The organism is Streptomyces sp. AM6-12, assembly GCF_044327085.1.
In the GTDB taxonomy this organism is placed as follows: Bacteria; Actinomycetota; Actinomycetes; order Streptomycetales; family Streptomycetaceae; genus Streptomyces.
In genome coordinates this window covers 582,748-599,197 of the sequence record NZ_JBIQWN010000002.1, presented here as the reverse complement: position 1 = coordinate 599,197, position 16,450 = coordinate 582,748, and the positions used below count along the sequence as shown (strand labels likewise).

The following is a 16,450-nucleotide window of genomic DNA, read 5'->3' as shown; positions in this document are numbered from 1 at the left end:
GTCAGGAGGAACGCGCCGCCCCGCGCGTCGGCTCCTTGGGCGCGGTCCCTCTTCCGCCGCCTCCCGGCGCCTCGCCGGCACGCTCATGGCCGCCGCGCAACGCGGAGGCCACGGCGGAGACCAGGGCCATGCCCGCGGCCACGCTGAAGACGATGGTCAGGCCGTGGTGGAAGGGGCCGGAGACCAGTTCGGGGAAGAACGTGTGGCCGGTCAGGGTGGCGCGCTGGGCGGCGGTCAGGTGGTCCAGGGTGCCGCCCGCCAGCAGATGGCCGATGGGGTTGTTGCCGAGGAACGTCGCGAACAGGGTGCTCACCGGCGGCAGCGAGGCCACCTGGTGCGCGGTCGCGGCGGGCACGCCGTGGGCCGTCAGGCCGCTGCTCAGCGTCTTCGGCAGGGTCGCGGCGAGGCCGGAGACCATCAGCGAGAAGAACACCCCGATGGACAGGGCGGTGCCCGAGTTCTGGAAGGTGGAGCGCATCCCGGAGGCCACGCCCCGGTACCTCGCCGGCACGCTGCCCATGATCGAGGAGGTGTTGGGCGAGGAGAACATGCCCTGGCCCAGACCGTTGAGCAGCAGCAGCGCGGCGAACGGGCCGTAGTCGAAGTCCACCGGCAGGGCCAGCAGCCCGAGGAAGGAGCCGGCGACGACCAGCAGCCCGGCGGTGGAGAAGATCCGGGCGCCGAACCGGTCGGAGAGGTAGCCGGAGACGGGACCGGCGAGCAGGAAGCCCAGGGTGAGCGGCAGCATGAAGATGCCCGCCCACAGCGGGGTGTCCTCGAAGTCGTAGCCGTGCAGCGGCAGCCAGATGCCCTGGAGCCAGATGATCAGCATGAACTGGAGCCCGCCGCGGGCGACCGCGGTCAGCAGCGCGGCGAGGTTGCCCGCCGCGAAGGCCCGCACCTTGAACAGCGAGAGGCGGAACATCGGCTCGGCGACCCTGGTCTCCACCACGCAGAAGACGAGCAGCAGGCAGGCGCCGCCGATCAGCCCGGCGAGGACGAGCGGGTTGGTCCAGCCGGTGGGGTGGCCGCCGTAGGGCTGGATGCCGTAGGTGATGCCCGCGAGCAGGATGCCGGCGCCCGAGGCGAAGGTGAGGTTGCCGAGCCAGTCGACCCGGCCACGCCCGCCGGCCGCGGTCTCGCGCAGGCTCAGGTACGACCACACGGTGCCGGTGACGCTGATCGGGACGCTCACCCAGAACACGGCCCGCCAGTCCACGGCGGCCAGCAGACCGCCGGCCAGCAGGCCGAGGAACTGCCCGGCGAGCGCGGTGATCTGGTTGATGCCGAGCGCCATGCCGCGCTGCCGGGAGGGGAAGGCGTCGGTGAGGATCGCGGCCGAGTTGGCGGTGAGCATGGAGCCGCCGAAGGCCTGCACGATCCGCCACAGGATCAGCCACAGCGCGCCCGCCCCGGCCCGGAACGGGTCCAGGGACAGCGCGATGGAGGCGATGGCGAAGACCAGGAAGCCCAGGTTGTAGATCCGCACCCGGCCGAACATGTCGCCGAGCCGGCCGAGCACCACCACCAGCACGGCCGACACCAGCAGGTAGCCGAGGATCATCCACAGCAGATAGCCGATGTTGCCCGCGGCCAGCGGGTCCAGGCCGATGCCGCGGAAGATGGCCGGCAGCGAGATGATCACGATGGAGGCGTCCATCGTGGCGATCAGGACGCCGAGCGTGGTGTTGGACAGGGCGACCCACTTGTAGCCGGGGCCGGGCGGTGTGGTCCGCTGCCGGGCCGAGCGGGCGAGGAGCCGGGCGCGTATGCCGCCTTCGGGCACGGCGGCGTTCACAGCTGTTCCGCCAGTCGGTCCAGCAGGGGCAGCGCGTCGGCCAGTGCCTGCCGCTCGCTCGGGGTGAACCCGTCCAGGGCGCGGGCGAGGCGGTCGGCGGACTCGGAGCGGCGCCGCTCCAGCACGGCGCGGCCCTCCTCGGTGATCGCGATGATGGCCCGGCGCCGGTCGGCGGGGTCGGGCGCCCGGCTCACCAGGCCCCGCTGCTCCAGACCGGCGAGGGTGCCGGCCATCGCCTGTGGCCGCACTCGCTCCAGCTCGGCGAGCGCGCCCGGCGAGTCCGGTCCGCTGCCGGAGAGCCGGGCCAGTACCGAGGCGCCGGAGAGGGTGAGGTCGCCCACCGCGTGCGCCTGGCGCAGTCTGCGCACGATCCGGCCCATGGCGAGCCTGAGCGCGCCCGCGAGCGCGCTGGTCCCGGCGCCGGAGGCCGGGTCGGCGGCCGGTGCCACCACGTCGTCTGTTGCCACATCCATGATTAGTAACAATAGGTTTATCAGCCTGGGCTGTACAATCAAGGGCGAGTAATCGGTTTGGGGCGCGTCCCAGGGGCAAACCGAAGGGCGTACGGACATCACGACACGTTGGGATGTGAGACTCCGATGGCAGGCAACCAGAAGGCGAAGGGCAAGGCGGAGCAGGCCAAGGGCAAGGCCAAGGAGGCCATGGGCCGCGCCGTCGGCAACGAGAGCATGGAAGCCGAGGGCCGGATGGAAGGTGCCAAGGGCGACGCCCGGCAGGCCAAGGAGAAGGCCAAGGACACCTTCAAACACTGAGGCCCGCCGTCGGCCATGGCGCTGACCCGGACGAGCGAATCCAGCGGGTCCCGGGAATCCACCCCAGCGGATTACCGGGGCCCGCTGTCGCGTCCGGGAGCGGCGGCGGGCAGGGATTCGTGTGCAACCGGAGGAATCCCGGTGCACGTCCCCTTGATCGACGGACCAGCGGGTAGCCGAGCTGAGGACGGCACGTTTCTTCACACGCTCGCAGGAACGGACCCCGAACCCCGGAGGGAAAAGGGCGACGAGGTATGGACATCTCGCTGAGGACGCACCCGAGGACGCAGGATCGGGGCTACAGCCGCACCTGGGACACCGGCACGTGCAGCAGCGCCGAGGCGCGTGACGCCGTCGCCGCCCTGCTCGCCGCGGCGCGCCCGGCGCCGGTGCGGCGTTCGGTGCAGGACGCGCAGCTCGTGGTGAGCGAACTGGTGACCAATGCGCAGAAGCACGCGCCCGGCCCGTGCGCCCTCAGCCTGGAGCTGGGGCCCGGCGCCCACGCGCTGCGCATCTGCGTGACGGACACCTCCGCCGAGCCGCCGAGCCCGCGCTCGCCCGACCCCGGACGGGTCGGCGGCCACGGTCTGCATCTGGTGACGATGCTCTCGCGCGACCTGGAGGTGACGGTGCTGCCCGAGGGCGGCAAGCGGGTCACCGCGACGGTCCCGCTCGTGGCCGAGGGCACCGGCGCACGCGACGACGGCTGACCCGCCGCACGGGCCGTAGAACTCCCGCCGCAGGAGGGCGAGTTCAAGACGGTGTCTGCCGATCCACGCCGGCGCGGGTCGATTTCCCGGCACGGACGACCGGACCCGCCTCGTACCAAGCGCGCCACCCCTCCCTCACACCACGGCTGCCGAAGCGTCGGCCGTCGCCCAGTCCGGTGGGGTCTCGCCGTCCACCACGAACTCCAGCAGGACGGGACCCGGACGGGTGAGCACGTCGGCCCAGACGGAGGCGACATGCCGGGGGCGGTCGCAGCGCACGGCCGGCACTCCGGCGAGGCGGGCCCACTCGGCGTACGGCATCGCGGGGACCTCGGCCGAGAGCGGGATCAGCGGATCCCCGGCGGCGGCCCGGCGCTGCCAGGTGAGCCGGTTGAGGTCGCCGTTGTTCAGCACGCAGAACACGAGCGGCGGCAACTCGCCGAGCAGGCCCGAATGGCGCCGGACGGTGATGAGTTCGTTCAGCCCGCCGCTCTGGAAGGCCCCGTCCCCCACGAGCGCGATCACGGGCCGCTCGGGGGCCGCGAACTTCGCGGCGACGGCGTACGGGACGGCGGCGCCGGGCAGCCCCAGGCGGCCCGAGAGCAGGGAGCGCATGCCGTTGCGCAGCCTGAGGTGGCGGGTCCACCAGTCGAGCGCGGTCCCGGAGTCGGTGACCACCACGGCCCGGTCCGGCAGCCGCTCGGAGAGTTCGGCGACGACCGCGCGGGGGTTCACGGAGGTGCCGAAGTACCGGCCGGCCCTGGTCCGCCCCTCGGCCCGCCAGCCGCGCACCGTGTCCTCCACATGGGTGCGCCAGGCGCGGTCGGTGTTCCGGCGCAGGAGCGGGATCAGCGCCTCAAGGAACGCCGGGGGGTCGCACCTCACACGCACCTCGGCCGCCGACGAGACGTCACCGGACGCCGCGACGGCCACCGCGCGCGGGGGTTCCGCGGGCTCCACCGCCACGATCCGGCACCGGGCGCGGTCGGGCAGCACGGCGGGGTCCAGGTCCTCCGCGCCCACGAGCAGCAGCGTGTCGCACTCCTGAAGCAGCGTCGCGGCGGCGGTGCTGCCGAGCGGCCCCGCGACGCCGGTCTGGTACGGCAGGTCGTCGGGCAGCGCGTCCCGCGCGAGCGCGGTCACGGCCGCCCCGGCGCCGAGCAGCGCGGCCACCCCCGCCGCCTGCGCCGACGCCGCGCGCCCCGCGTTGCCCACGAGCACGGCGGGGCGCCGGGCCGCGTCCAGGACGGCGGCGGCGCGGCGGAGCAGGCTCTCGTCGGGCGGTCGTACCGGCGCGGGGCGCGGGCTGTCGTCGTCGGCCGGTTCGCCCGGCGCCGTCGCCGTCAGCACCTCGCGCCCTACGACGACACTGGCGACGCCCCGCTCGGTGAGCGCGGCCCGCACGGCCCGGTGCAGGGCGTCGGGCAGCTGTGCCGGCCGGGAGACCGGTTCGCAGAACACGGACACCTCCGCCAGATGGCGTACGGCCAGGCCGCCGTCGTCCCCGCCGGCCAGCACGAGCACCGGCGCCCGGTCGGCCGCCGCGTCGTACAGGCCGGCCAGCAGTCGCAGGGCGCCCGCGCCGGGTGGGGCGAGGCAGCAGCCGAGGCGGCAGGTGAGCTTGGCGTGGGCGCAGGCCATGAGGGCGGCGGACTCCTCGCCGCGCGCCTGCACGAACCAGGGGGCCACGGCCCGCGCGGACCGGGGGTTTGCCAGCTCCCGGACCAGCGGGTCGAGCGCCAGGCACGGTACGCCGTACACCCGGTCCACGCCCGCGCCCCGCAGCCGGGCGGCGACGACCTCGGCCATGTTCCCCACAACGTCCTCCTCGCGCTCGGCGCACTCGTCCGGGCCACCGGGTAGCCCCGCGCCCACCTGCGCAAACGGCGCACGGATGGCGGACGGCGCCGTTTCGGACGCGCGGAGTGCGGGCACCCGTGCCAGGCTCGGAAGGGGGCACCGAGAGTGAACGACCCGGCACACCGGCGGAGGGCGAGCACGCAGTGGCGGTCTCGGAGGAACGGCGGGCGTCCCGGCGTGCGGGCCGCGGCGAGCGTCTGGTGCGGGCGCTCGACGAGCGGCTCCCGGTCTCCGCCGCGGGCCGGGAGTTCCTGCGCAAGGCGTTCCCGGACCACTGGTCGTTCCTGCTGGGCGAGTTGGCCCTGTACAGCCTGATGGTGCTGGTGCTCACCGGGGTCTGGCTGACCTTCTTCTTCCGGCCGGACATGACCGAACGGCCGTACACCGGCTCCTATCTGCCGTTGCACGGCGTGCTGACGACCGAGGCGTACGCGTCGGTGCTGCGGATCAGCTTCGATGTGCGCGGCGGGCTGCTGCTGCGGCAGACGCACCACTGGGCGGCGCTGGTGTTCGTCGGCGCGATCGGGGTGCATCTGCTGCGGATCTTCTTCACCGGGGCGTTCCGGCGCCCGCGCGAGGTCAACTGGACGGTGGGCGTGACGCTGTTCCTGTTCTCGCTGCTGGAGGGCTTCTGCGGCTACTCACTCCCCGACGACCTGCTCTCCGGCACCGGGCTGCGCACCGCGCAGGGCATCGTCCTGTCGATCCCGGTGGTCGGCACGTACCTGTCGTTCTTCGTCTTCGGCGGCCAGTTCCCCGGCCACGCGATCATCCCCCGGCTGTACGTGACGCACATCCTGCTGGTGCCGGGCCTGCTGCTGGCGCTGCTCGGCGTGCACCTGACGTACGTGGTGGTGCACAAGCACACCCAGTGGGCGCGGCCCGGCCACACCAACCGGAACGTGATCGGCAAGCCCCTCTTCCCCCAGTACACGGCCAAGTCGGCGGGCCTGTTCTTCATCCTCGCGGGTGTGCTGACGCTGATGGGCGCCCTGTTCCAGATCAACCCGATCTGGTCGTTCGGACCGTACCGCGCCGACCATGTCTCGGTGGACTCGCAGCCCGACTGGTACGTGGGTTACCTGGAGGGCGCGCTGCGGCTGATGCCGGGCTCGGAGACGGATGTCGCCGGGCACACCGTCGTCTGGGACGTGCTGCTGCCGGGTGTGCTGCTGCCCGCGCTCCTCTTCGTCATCCTGTACGGCTATCCGTTCTTCGAACGCTGGCTCACCGGTCCCCTCCCGGAGCAGCATCTGTGCGACCGGCCGCGCAACCAGCCGACCCGCACCGCGCTGGGCGCGGCGGCCGTCTCGGCGTACGCGGTGCTGCTGCTCGCGGGCGGCCAGGACGTGCTGGCGTACCGGTTCGGGCTGCCGATGGACTACGTGACCCGCTGGTTGCGGACCCTGCTGTTCGTCGTGCCGTTCCTGACCTACCACGCCGTCAAACGGGCGTGTCTGGGTCTCCAGGCCGCCGACCGGCGCCGGTTGCTGGACGGCGCGGCGACCGGGGAGGTGCGGCGCACGGCGGGCGGCGGGTACGAGGAGGCGCACACCCTGCTGCCACGCGAAGAGGCGTACCGCATCCTCGTGCGCGAGGTGCCCCGGCCGCGCGCCGAGGGCACCGAGGTCTGGCGCTGGTTCCGCCGGCACCGGCTACGCAACGCGCTGAGCCGCTGGTACTTCGCGCGGAGCGTGCAGATGCCGGCCACGCCCTGGGAGCGGCGCCGGGTGGCCGCGGTGCGGGCCGCGCCCGGCGAGGTACCCGAGGAGGAGTCGTGAGCGAGGAGGCATGCCATGAGCGACGGCCCTGAGGTCCACGGGAACCAGTGGTACGGCCCCCAGCCGGACGTGGCCGGCGCGGCCGGCTATCCGGACGCGCCGCCGCGGATGGGGTTCTTCACGGACACCTCGGTGTGCATCGGCTGCAAGGCCTGCGAGGTGGCCTGCAAGGAGTGGAACGCGGTCCCGGAGGACGGTCTGGAGCTGACCGGGATGTCCTACGACAACACACAGGGCCTGGGCGCCGACACCTGGCGGCATGTGGCCTTCATCGAGCAGCGCAAGCCGTTCGGCGGGCAGGAACCCGGTGTCGGCCACGAGGACACCGACGTCTTCGCGGCGGCCGCGCGGCTGGGCACCGGCCCCGCCTCGCCGGGGCCCGGCGCCACTGCTCCCCCACCCGGCCGGGCCCCCGAGGGCGCTGCCGCCGGGGAGATCTCCCCGCTCGCCCCCGACGGCCGCACCGAGCTGCGCTGGCTGATGTCCTCGGACGTGTGCAAGCACTGCACGCACGCGGCCTGTCTGGACGTGTGCCCCACCGGGGCGCTGTTCCGCACCGAGTTCGGCACGGTCGTGGTCCAGGAGGACGTCTGCAACGGCTGCGGCTACTGCGTGCCCGCCTGCCCCTACGGCGTCATCGACCAGCGCGAGGGCGACGGCCGGGTGTGGAAGTGCACGCTCTGCTACGACCGGCTGGGCGTGGGCATGGAGCCCGCCTGCGCCAAGGCGTGTCCGACGGACTCCATCCAGTTCGGGCCGCTGGACGAGCTGCGGGAGCGGGCGGCGGGCCGGGTGGCGCAGCTGCACGCGGCCGGGGTGACGGACGCCCGGCTGTACGGGGAGGACCCGGCGGACGGGGTCGGCGGTGACGGGGCGTTCTTCCTGCTGCTGGACGAGCCCGAGGTCTACGGGCTGCCCCCGGACCCGGTGGTCACCACGCGGGACCTGCCCGACATGTGGCGGCACGCGGCGCTGGCGGCGGTGACGCTGGTGGGGCTCGCGGTGGGCGGCTTCGCCGGCCGGTCGAGGAGGACGCGATGAGCACGTGGCAGCATGCGGGCGGTCCGGGGAGGGCGCGATGAGCGGCACGGACGCGGGCCGGGGCGGTGCCGGGGGCGGGCGTCCTGGCCGGCAGGCACCGACCGGGGCGTACGCGGGGCGGCGCCGGCGGCGGCGCGGGCGGGGCGAGCAGCCGATGGTGCCCGACGCGTCCTTCTCGTCGTACTACGGCAAACCCGTGCTGAACAAGCCGACGTGGAAGGCGCTGGACATCGCGGGCTACCTGTACCTCGGCGGTCTGGCCGGGGCCTCCTCGCTGCTGGCGGCGGGGGGCGAGCTGACGGGCCGACCGGGGCTCGCGGCACCGGCGAAACTGGGGGCGGCCGGGGCGATCTCGCTGTCCCTGGCCGCGCTGGTGCACGATCTGGGCCGCCCGCTGCGGTTCCTGAACATGCTGCGGGTGTTCAAGCCGACCTCGCCGATGAGCGTGGGCTCCTGGCTGCTCGTGGGGTACGCGCCGCTGACCATGGCCGCCGCGGCCACCGAAGTGGCGGGCCGTTACCGGCTGCTGGGCTCCACGGCCGCCCACCTCGCCTCCCGTTACCGGGTGGTGGGCTCGGCCGCCACCGCCGCCGCGGCGGTGCTCGGCCCCGCCGTGGCCACGTACACCGCCGTCCTGATCGCGGACACGGCGGTCCCCTCCTGGCACGAGGGCTACCGTCAACTCCCCTTCGTCTTCGCCGGGTCCGCGGCGACCGCCGCCTCCGGTCTGGCGCTGGCCACGGCACCGGTCGCGCAGGCGGAACCGGCCCGCCGGCTGGCGCTGCTCGGCGCCGGCCTGGAACTCGGCGCCTTCCAGCTGATGAAGCGCCGGATGGGGATCACCGCCGAGCCCTTCGACAAGGGCAGGCCCCATATCCTGCTGCGCGCCTCCGAGGCCCTGACCGTCGCCGGTGTCGGTCTGGCCCTGCTCTCCGGCCGGCTGCGCGACCGCCGTCTGGCGCTGGCCGCCGGTGCCGCCCTGCTCACCGGCTCTGCGGCCCTGCGCTTCGGCGTCTTCCACGCGGGCGTGGCCTCCGCCGAGGACCCGCGCTACACGGTCGTACCGCAGCGGGAGAGGCTCACCGGGAGAGCGAGTTGAGCCGGTCCGCCAGCTCCGGCAGCGAGGCGGCGGTGACACCGGGAGGGCGCCGGGTCGAGGGGTAGGGCGTGTGGGTGCGGCGCAGCAAGGCGGTGGCCAGCCCCGCGCGGGCCGCGCCGTCGACGTCCCAGGGGTGGACCGAGACGAGGAGGCCGCGTCGGCGGGCACGTCCGCGGTGCGCAGCGCGTGCGCGTAGGCGGCGCGGGCCGGTTTCCAGTGGGCCGGGGTGTTCACGTCCAGGTGAGCTTCGAACAGGTCGGTCAGGCCGGCCCGGTCCAGGACGGCGCGGGTGGTGGCGGCGGTGCCGTTGGTCAGGGTGAGCAGGCGCAGCCCGGCTGCGCGCAGGGCGCGGACGCCCTCGGCGACGTCCGGGTGCGGCGGCAGCTCCGCCAGCCCGGCGAGGATGTGGTCCGCGGCCCGTTCCGGATCGGGCAGGCCCGCGTCGGCAGCCATGGTCCGCAGTACGTCCCGGCCGACGGCGGCGAAGGTGGCGTGGCCGCCGGCGAGTGCGAGGGCCACGCCGTCGCGCAGCACCTGAGCGAACCAGAGCGGCAGGAGGTGGGCGGGCAGGCCCGCGGCGGTGAAGCGGTCGGCGAGGGGGCTCATGTCGGTGAGCGTCTCGTTGACGTCGAACACCACGACGCGGAGGTCAGCGGGCAAAAGGGTCACCTCCGGGTGCGGGCAGGGCGGCGCGGCGCGCCTCGCGTTCCTCGCGGTCGACCCAGGACCAGGTGAGCGCCGCCGCCATGATGCCGAGGGGCAGCATGCCGACGATCATGGCGAGTCCGGCCGCGGAGTGGCCCGCGGCGATGACGGCGACGGCGGGCAGGTCCAGGAAGGGCGCGGCGAGGAAGAGGTACAGGCAGCGGGCGGCGTCGTCCAGGCGGTGCCGGGTGTGTGCCAGCACCGGGAGCCAGAAGAGTACGGCGGTGCTCAGCAGCAGGGGTTCGGTGACGAGGGCGCCGCCGGGCGGGCGCGCTCCCGCGAGGTCGCCGAGGACGCTCCAGGCGTGGGCGAGGACCAGCAGGGGCAGGGCGAGCGGCGCGGGGAGGCTGATCCGGTGCCACAGCGGGGAACGGCGCAGCGCGTGCACGGCGGCCGGGACGACGGCGGCCACCAGGAGCGCGGACCAGGCCATGCCGGTCACGGACATGGCCGCCATGTGCCCCATCGCCCTCACCGCTCCCGTGCCGTCGTGCCCCGCGCCAGCATCACCGCGGCGACGGCCAGCAGGGGGACGGCGACGACCAGCAGCCAGCGGCCGTAGACGAAGCAGAGGGCGACCAGGAGCAGGCCGATCGCGGTGGGCAGGACGGCGCCCGCGCCCCGGTCCTGGACCCGGTAGCGCACATGCTGGTCGGGGCCGTTGCGGGAGGACAACAGGACGGCGAGGGCGGCCAGTTGGAGGAGCAGCACGACCGAGCCCCACAGCCAGTAGACCATCGCGCTCTCGCCGTAGACCGCGAGGACGGCGAGCAGCAGGCCGTTGAGCAGTCCCCAGCCCGCGACCACGGCGGCGGACAGGTGCCGTTTCACGCCTCGCTCCTCTCCCGGCGCCGCAGGTCCAGCAGCGGCGCGAAGCTGGTGACGGGCGGCAGGGGCCGGTCCGCGGGGAAGTTGAGGCACGGCGGCGGGGAGGTGGTGGCCCACTCCAGGGTGTGCGCCTGCCAGGGATCGTCCCCGGCGGGGCGCGCCCGCCCGAGATGGCGACGGCGCAGGGTGCTCAGGAGGTTGACGACGAAGACGGTCATCCCGGCCGCGAGGAAGCCGGCACCGATGGTGGCGAGCAGGTTCAGCGTGGCGAAGCCGTCGAAGGAGGCGTAGGTGGAGACGCGGCGCGGCATGCCGAGGTAGCCGAGGGCGAACATCGGCAGGAAGGTCAGATTGGTGCCGATCACGAGGAGCCAGAAGTGCCAGCGGCCCAGCCGTTCGTCGAGCAGTGTTCCGGTGACCTTGGGGAACCAGAAGTAGACGGCCGCGAACAGCCCGAACGCGCTGCCCGCGAAGAGTACGTAGTGCAGATGGGCCACGACGAAGTAGCTGTCGGTGACGTGGTAGTCGATGACCGGGGTGCCGACCATGATCCCGGTGAGCCCTCCGATCAGGAACTGCGGGACGAAGGCGAGCGCGAACAGCATCGGGGTGGTGAACCGCAGCCGTCCGCCCAGCAGTGTGCCGAGCATCCCGAAGTACTCCACGCCCGCGGGCACGAGCAGCGCGATGGACGTCAACGAGTAGTAGTCGTTGGCGACTTGGCCGGTGGCGAACATGTGGTGGCCCCACACGCTCATCGACAGCGCCGCGAACACCAGCAGGGACAGCGCGGTCCCCCGGTAGCCGAAGAAGCGGCGCCCGGAGAACACCGCCAGCACCTCGGCGACGGCGGCGAGGTAGGGGAAGAACATCACGTACACGACCGGATGGCCGTAGAACCAGAAGATGTGCTGGTAGCCGATGTTCCAGGTGTTGTGCAGGAACACCGAGTCGTCGGCGCGGCCCACGGCGAGCAGGGTGAGCGCGGCGAGCAGCGCGGGGAAGGCGCCGATCACCATCAGGCAGGTGGCGATCATCGACCAGCAGAAGACGGGCAGCCGCAGCATGGTCATCTGGCGGGTGCGCCAGCGCAGCACCGTCCAGAGCACCGCCCAGCCCATCAGCAGGGTGCCGGTGACCGCGACGAAGACGCCCGCGATCCACAGGTCGGTGCCGGCGCCCGGCGAGTAGGCGCTGTCCGAGAGCGGCGGGTAGGAGAACCAGCCGCCGGCGTGCGCCCCGGCCGGGGTGGCGAGCCCGGCGAGCATGGTGAGCGCGCCGAGCGCGTAGAGCCAGTAGCCGAGCAGCGTGAGGCGGGGCAGCGCGATGCCGGGGGCGCCGATCTGCAAGGGCACCAGGTAGACGCCCATGCCGAGCGCGAACGGCGTCATGACCATGTAGATCATGCCCGAGCCGTGCAACGTGAACAGCTGGTCGTATGCCTGGGCGGCGAGGAACATCTCGTCGGGTCGGGCGAGTTGGCTGCGCATCAGCAACGCGAACACGCCGAAGACCAGCAGCAGGAACAGGGCGGTGCCGACGGTCAGCAGGCCGATGCGCTTGTGGTCGGTGCTGGACACCCAGCCGAGCCAACTGCCCGGCGGCACCGGCCGACCCGCGTCGTCGCGCTGTGGTGCCGGAGGCGCGACGGTCATACGGCGGCCGCCGCGCCGTGCGCCCAGCGGTCGTACTGCTCGGGCGGTACGGCCTTGATCCAGAAGTCCATGGCGTAGTGCCGCTGCCCGCAGAACTCCGCGCACCGCCCGCGCCAGCGGCCGGTGCGGTCGAGGGTGAGGGTGAAGGTGTTCACATGGCGCGGGAAGGCGTCCATCTTGTAGCGCAGGTCCGGCACCCACAGGGAGTGGATGACGTCCTTGGAGGTGAGCCGCAGCTGCACGGGGCGGCCGGTCGGCACGACCAGGGTGGGCAGCGGCTGTCCGTGGCAGTCGCTGGTGACCTGGCGGTGGGCCGGGGACTGCGGGTAGGCGAAGGTCCAGCACCACTGGAATCCGGTGACGTCCACGCGCAGCGGCCGGACGGCGGCCGTGTGCTGTTCGCGGGAGTTCTGCCAGGCGGTCCAGGCGACCAGGAAGACGGCGAAGGAGGCGAGGGCGGCGACGTAGAAGGCCTCGACGCGGGGCCGCTCGGTCCGGTCGGACGCGTGCGTGCGCCGTTTGAGCACGACCCAGGCCAGCAGGCCGAGGACGACGAGGAAGACGAGTCCGGCGATGGCCGACTCCAGGCTGAACACGGTTCCGAAGACCTGCCGCTGCTTCATCGAGCCGTCCCCCTCCTGCCGGGGCTCCCGCCCGCCATGCGCTCACTCCCGCCGTCGTATCCGTCCGGGGCCGTGCGGGACGGTCGGGAATCGAACCCGCCTGCCCGCCCAGGGCCATGACAACCCGGACCTTACGGGCGCCTGTCACGGTCCGTGGGCCGACACACCGCAGCGGCGGGGTCCCCCGGCTCGGCGATCTCACACCTCCCGGCGCCGTTTGCCTCCAGCCGGCAGGGGTACCCCGGCGCCGCACGAGATGCCGCCGCGGCGGCGGCGCGGGACAATCGGGACGACGAGTGGGAGGAGTGGCCGTGGGCGTACGCACCTGGATCGACTCCTGGCCGGTCTACCGCCAGCTGACCGGGACGGACCCGCTGGGCCGGGGTGCCGCCGCGAAAAGCGGCACCAGCGAGCGGCTGACACCGCGGGTGGCCTCGGCCGACCGGGTGGTCAAGTCCGTGTGCCCGTACTGCGCGGTGGGCTGCGGCCAGAGCGTGTACGTCCAGGACGAGAAGGTCACCCAGATCGAGGGCGACCCCGACTCCCCCGTCTCCCGCGGCCGGCTGTGCCCCAAGGGCTCGGCGAGCCTCCAGCTGACGACCGGCGACGCCCGCGAGCACCAGGTGCTCTACCGGCGCCCGCACGGCACCGAGTGGGAGCACCTGGACCTCGACACCGCGATGAACATGATCGCGGACCGGGTGATCGCGGCCCGCCGGGCGGGCTGGGAGTGGGAGGTCGACCAGACCCGCACCCGGCGCACCGTGGGCTTCGCGAGCCTCGGCGGGGCCACGCTGGACAACGAAGAGAACTACCTGATCAAGAAGTTGTTCACGGCGCTCGGCGCGATCCAGATCGAGAACCAGGCGCGCGTTTGACACTCCTCCACCGTTCCCAGTCTGGGAACCTCGTTCGGACGCGGCGGCGCGACCACCTTCCAGCAGGACCTCCAGAACGCTGACTGCATCGTCATCGAGGGCTCGAACATGGCCGAGTGCCATCCGGTCGGGTTCCAGTGGGTGATGGAGGCCAAGGCACGGGGCGCGAAGGTGATCCATGTCGACCCGCGGTTCACCCGCACCAGCGCGCTCGCCGATCTGCACGTGCCGCTGCGCGCGGGCTCGGACATCGCCTTCCTCGGCGCGATCGTCAACTACGTGCTGGAGCAGGAGAAGTACTTCCGCGACTACATCGTGGCGTACACCAACGCGCCGATGATCCTGCGCGAGGACTTCTGTGACACCGAGGACCTCGCCGGCGTCTTCTCCGGCCTGGACAGCGAGACCCGCTCGTACGACAACACCAGCTGGCAGTACGAGGGTTCACAGGTGCAGGCGGCCTCCGGCGAACGCGACCAGGAGTACGACGAGCGCACCCGCGGCGGCAGTTCGGTGACCGAGGCGGCGCGCGGCGAGGCGCACGGCTCCGGCGGTGCGGTGATCGGCGAGGGCGAGCCGGAGCGGGACGAGACGCTGACGCATCCGCGCTGTGTCTTCCAGGTGCTCAAGCGGCACTTCGCCCGCTACACCCCGGAGATGGTGGAGCAGGTGTGCGGGGTGCCGCGGGACCTGTTCCGGCAGGTGTGCGAGCTGGTCACGGAGAACTCCGGGCGGGAGCGGACGACGGCCTTCGCCTACGCGGTGGGCTGGACCCAGCACACGGTGGGCGTGCAGTACATCCGCACGGCCTGCATCCTCCAGTTGCTCCTCGGCAACATCGGCCGGCCGGGCGGCGGCATCCTCGCGCTGCGCGGGCACGCCTCCATCCAGGGCTCCACGGACATCCCGACGCTGTTCAACCTGCTGCCGGGCTACATCCCGATGCCGCACGCGCACCAGAACCAGGACCTGGCCGCGTTCGTCGAGGCGGAGGCGGCGCACAAGGGCTACTGGGGCAACATGCGCTCCTACCTGGTGAGCCTGCTCAAGGCGTACTGGGGCGACGCGGCGACGGAGGAGAACGACTTCTGCTTCGACTACCTGCCCCGGCTCACCGGTTCGCACTCGACGTACGAGACGACGATGGCCCAGCTGGAGGGTACCTGCAAGGGCTACTTCCTGATGGGCGAGAACCCCGCGGTGGGCAATGCCAACGCCAAGCTGATGCGGCTCGGCATGGCGAACCTCGACTGGCTGGTGGTACGCGACTTCTCCCTGATCGAGTCGGCGACCTGGTGGAAGGACGGCCCGGAGATCGAGACCGGGGAGCTGCGCACCGAGGACATCGGCACCGAGGTGTTCTTCCTGCCGGCCGCCGCGCACACCGAGAAGGACGGCAGTTTCACCAACACCCAGCGGCTGCTCCAGTGGCACCACCAGGCCGTCGAGCCGCCCGGCGAGGCGCGCAGCGACCTGTGGTTCACCTTCCACCTGGGGCGGATCATCCGGGAGAGGCTCGCCGGGTCGGCCGACGAGATGGACCGGCCGGTGCTGGACCTCGCCTGGGACTACCCGACGAAGGGCCCGCTGGCCGAGCCGGACGCGGAGGCGGTGCTCGCCGAGATCAACGGCCATGACGCCGACGGCAATCCGCTCTCCTCGTACGAACAGCTCAAGCCCGACGGCTCCACCTCCTGCGGCTGCTGGATCTACTGCGGGGTGCGCGCCGACGGCGTCAACCAGGCCGCGCGCCGCAAGCCCGGCCGGGAGCAGGACTGGGTGGCGGCCGAGTGGGCGTGGGCGTGGCCCGCCAACCGCCGGGTGCTGTACAACCGCGCCTCCGCCGACCCCGATGGCAGGCCCTGGAGCGAGCGCAAGGCGCTGGTGTGGTGGGACGCGGACAAGGGCGAGTGGGCCGGGCACGACGTCCCCGACTTCAAGAAGGACAAGGCACCGGACTACGAGCCGGACGAGGACGCGACCGGGCCCGCGGCACTGACCGGCCGGGACCCGTTCATCATGCAGGCCGACGGCAAGGGATGGCTGTACGTGCCGTCCGGGCTCACGGACGGGCCGCTGCCCACGCACTACGAGCCGCAGGACTCGCCGTTCCCGAACCTGCTCTACGACCAGCAGCGCAACCCCGTACGGCACTTGATCCCCGCCGTGCCCGACAACCGCTACCAGCCGAGCGGGGACGAGCGCGGCGCGCAGGTCTACCCGTACGTGGCGACGACCTACCGGCTCACCGAGCACCACACGGCGGGCGGCATGTCCCGCTGGCAGCCCTATCTGGCCGAGCTCCAACCGGAGTTCTTCTGCGAGGTCTCCCCGGAGCTGGCCACCGAGCGGGATCTGGAGCACACCGGCTGGGCGACGATCGTCAGCGCCCGCGGGGTGATCGAGGCACGGGTGCTGGTCACCGACCGGATGGCCCCGCTGACCGTGCACGGCCGCCGGCTGCACCAGGTGGGCCTGCCCTACCACTGGGGCCCCAACGGCTACACCACCGGCGACGCGGCCAACGAACTGCTGCACCTGTCCCTCGACCCCAACACGCACATCCAGGAGGCCAAGGCGTTCGCGGTGGACATCCGGCCGGGGCGCAGGCCGCGCGGCCCGGCGGCCACGGAGCTGGTGCGGGCCTACCGGGCGCGGGCCGGCATCGACGCGCACACCGGAACGGAGCCGTAAGTCCC

At 72.9% G+C, this 16,450-nt stretch carries 13 protein-coding genes and 1 pseudogene; 6 read left to right on the top strand and 8 right to left on the bottom strand.

All coding sequences use genetic code 11. From position 1 onward, the window contains the following. Nucleotide 1: 1 nt before the first annotated feature. Both ACE4Q9_RS31055 and ACE4Q9_RS31050 read right to left on the bottom strand, forming a co-directional pair. Nucleotides 2-1,660 carry an MFS transporter gene (locus ACE4Q9_RS31055; protein ID WP_397988279.1) on the bottom strand — a complete coding sequence of 553 codons (1,659 nt, stop codon included), beginning with the start codon at nucleotides 1,658-1,660 and terminating at the stop codon, nucleotides 2-4. Nucleotides 1,661-1,794: 134 nt separating this feature from the next. After that, on the bottom strand, nucleotides 1,795-2,271 hold the full coding sequence (locus ACE4Q9_RS31050; protein WP_397987836.1) for a MarR family winged helix-turn-helix transcriptional regulator: 477 nt from the start codon (nucleotides 2,269-2,271) through the stop codon (nucleotides 1,795-1,797). Between the two features lie 126 nt (nucleotides 2,272-2,397). Here ACE4Q9_RS31050 and ACE4Q9_RS31045 point away from each other — a divergent pair, with 126 nt between their 5' ends. Then, on the top strand, nucleotides 2,398-2,571 hold the full coding sequence (locus ACE4Q9_RS31045) for a CsbD family protein (protein WP_361683081.1): 174 nt from the start codon (nucleotides 2,398-2,400) through the stop codon (nucleotides 2,569-2,571). 254 nt (nucleotides 2,572-2,825) lie between these two features. After that, nucleotides 2,826-3,281, top strand: coding sequence for an ATP-binding protein (locus tag ACE4Q9_RS31040; protein WP_397987835.1), 456 nt, complete (start codon nucleotides 2,826-2,828; stop codon nucleotides 3,279-3,281). 135 nt (nucleotides 3,282-3,416) lie between these two features. Here ACE4Q9_RS31040 and ACE4Q9_RS31035 read toward each other — a convergent pair whose 3' ends face one another. Next, on the bottom strand, nucleotides 3,417-5,090 hold the full coding sequence (locus ACE4Q9_RS31035) for a thiamine pyrophosphate-dependent enzyme (protein ID WP_397988278.1): 1,674 nt from the start codon (nucleotides 5,088-5,090) through the stop codon (nucleotides 3,417-3,419). Nucleotides 5,091-5,284: 194 nt separating this feature from the next. Between ACE4Q9_RS31035 and ACE4Q9_RS31030 the strand changes: the two genes are divergently transcribed. Genes ACE4Q9_RS31030 through nrfD form a run of 3 tightly spaced genes read left to right on the top strand, consistent with a single transcriptional unit; the run spans nucleotide 5,285 to nucleotide 9,062 of the window. After that, a complete protein-coding gene (locus tag ACE4Q9_RS31030) occupies nucleotides 5,285-6,922 on the top strand; it encodes a cytochrome bc complex cytochrome b subunit (protein ID WP_397987834.1) in 1,638 nt (545 codons plus the stop codon). A gap of 15 nt (nucleotides 6,923-6,937) precedes the next feature. Continuing rightward, complete coding sequence (locus ACE4Q9_RS31025; RefSeq protein ID WP_397987833.1) at nucleotides 6,938-7,963, top strand: 4Fe-4S dicluster domain-containing protein; 1,026 nt, start codon at nucleotides 6,938-6,940, stop codon at nucleotides 7,961-7,963. A gap of 37 nt (nucleotides 7,964-8,000) precedes the next feature. After that, nucleotides 8,001-9,062 carry an NrfD/PsrC family molybdoenzyme membrane anchor subunit gene (gene nrfD / locus ACE4Q9_RS31020; protein WP_397987832.1) on the top strand — a complete coding sequence of 354 codons (1,062 nt, stop codon included), beginning with the start codon at nucleotides 8,001-8,003 and terminating at the stop codon, nucleotides 9,060-9,062. A 210-nt stretch (nucleotides 9,063-9,272) separates the two neighbouring features. Here nrfD and ACE4Q9_RS31015 read toward each other — a convergent pair. The 5 genes and pseudogenes from ACE4Q9_RS31015 to ACE4Q9_RS30995 form a co-directional block, all read right to left on the bottom strand. Continuing rightward, nucleotides 9,273-9,668 (bottom strand): annotated as a pseudogene (locus tag ACE4Q9_RS31015) (HAD family hydrolase); the annotation flags it as partial. 43 nt (nucleotides 9,669-9,711) lie between these two features. Then, the gene (locus ACE4Q9_RS31010; protein WP_397987831.1) at nucleotides 9,712-10,224 is read right to left on the bottom strand and encodes a hypothetical protein; all 513 of its coding nucleotides are present in this window, start codon (nucleotides 10,222-10,224) and stop codon (nucleotides 9,712-9,714) included. Between the two features lie 14 nt (nucleotides 10,225-10,238). Further along, the gene (locus tag ACE4Q9_RS31005; protein ID WP_397987830.1) at nucleotides 10,239-10,598 is read right to left on the bottom strand and encodes a hypothetical protein; all 360 of its coding nucleotides are present in this window, start codon (nucleotides 10,596-10,598) and stop codon (nucleotides 10,239-10,241) included. Further along, entirely contained in the window at nucleotides 10,595-12,250 is a 1,656-nt protein-coding gene (locus ACE4Q9_RS31000; protein WP_397987829.1) for a cbb3-type cytochrome c oxidase subunit I, read from the bottom strand. Before ACE4Q9_RS31000 ends, ACE4Q9_RS31005 begins: the two co-directional genes overlap by 4 nt. After that, on the bottom strand, nucleotides 12,247-12,873 hold the full coding sequence (locus ACE4Q9_RS30995) for a cytochrome c oxidase subunit II (protein WP_397987828.1): 627 nt from the start codon (nucleotides 12,871-12,873) through the stop codon (nucleotides 12,247-12,249). The genes ACE4Q9_RS31000 and ACE4Q9_RS30995 overlap by 4 nt, the downstream gene beginning before the upstream one ends. A gap of 311 nt (nucleotides 12,874-13,184) precedes the next feature. Here ACE4Q9_RS30995 and fdh point away from each other — a divergent pair, with 311 nt between their 5' ends. Continuing rightward, nucleotides 13,185-16,445: a formate dehydrogenase gene (fdh, locus tag ACE4Q9_RS30990; protein ID WP_397987827.1), complete on the top strand. Its 3,261-nt coding sequence runs from the start codon at nucleotides 13,185-13,187 to the stop codon at nucleotides 16,443-16,445. Nucleotides 16,446-16,450 lie beyond the last annotated feature (5 nt).

What these genes read in the sequence shown, in the direction of transcription:
- ACE4Q9_RS31010 (WP_397987831.1), bottom strand. Translation starts at nt 10,224, where the DNA reads ATGGCGGCCATGTCCGTGACCGGCATGGCCTGGTCCGCGCTCCTGGTG.
- ACE4Q9_RS31025 (WP_397987833.1), top strand. Translation starts at nt 6,938, where the DNA reads ATGAGCGACGGCCCTGAGGTCCACGGGAACCAGTGGTACGGCCCCCAG.
- ACE4Q9_RS31050 (WP_397987836.1), bottom strand. Translation starts at nt 2,271, where the DNA reads ATGGATGTGGCAACAGACGACGTGGTGGCACCGGCCGCCGACCCGGCC.
- ACE4Q9_RS31040 (WP_397987835.1), top strand. Translation starts at nt 2,826, where the DNA reads ATGGACATCTCGCTGAGGACGCACCCGAGGACGCAGGATCGGGGCTAC.
- ACE4Q9_RS30995 (WP_397987828.1), bottom strand. Translation starts at nt 12,873, where the DNA reads ATGAAGCAGCGGCAGGTCTTCGGAACCGTGTTCAGCCTGGAGTCGGCC.
- ACE4Q9_RS31045 (WP_361683081.1), top strand. Translation starts at nt 2,398, where the DNA reads ATGGCAGGCAACCAGAAGGCGAAGGGCAAGGCGGAGCAGGCCAAGGGC.
- ACE4Q9_RS31055 (WP_397988279.1), bottom strand. Translation starts at nt 1,660, where the DNA reads ATGGACGCCTCCATCGTGATCATCTCGCTGCCGGCCATCTTCCGCGGC.
- ACE4Q9_RS31035 (WP_397988278.1), bottom strand. Translation starts at nt 5,090, where the DNA reads ATGGCCGAGGTCGTCGCCGCCCGGCTGCGGGGCGCGGGCGTGGACCGG.
- nrfD (WP_397987832.1), top strand. Translation starts at nt 8,001, where the DNA reads ATGAGCGGCACGGACGCGGGCCGGGGCGGTGCCGGGGGCGGGCGTCCT.
- ACE4Q9_RS31000 (WP_397987829.1), bottom strand. Translation starts at nt 12,250, where the DNA reads ATGACCGTCGCGCCTCCGGCACCACAGCGCGACGACGCGGGTCGGCCG.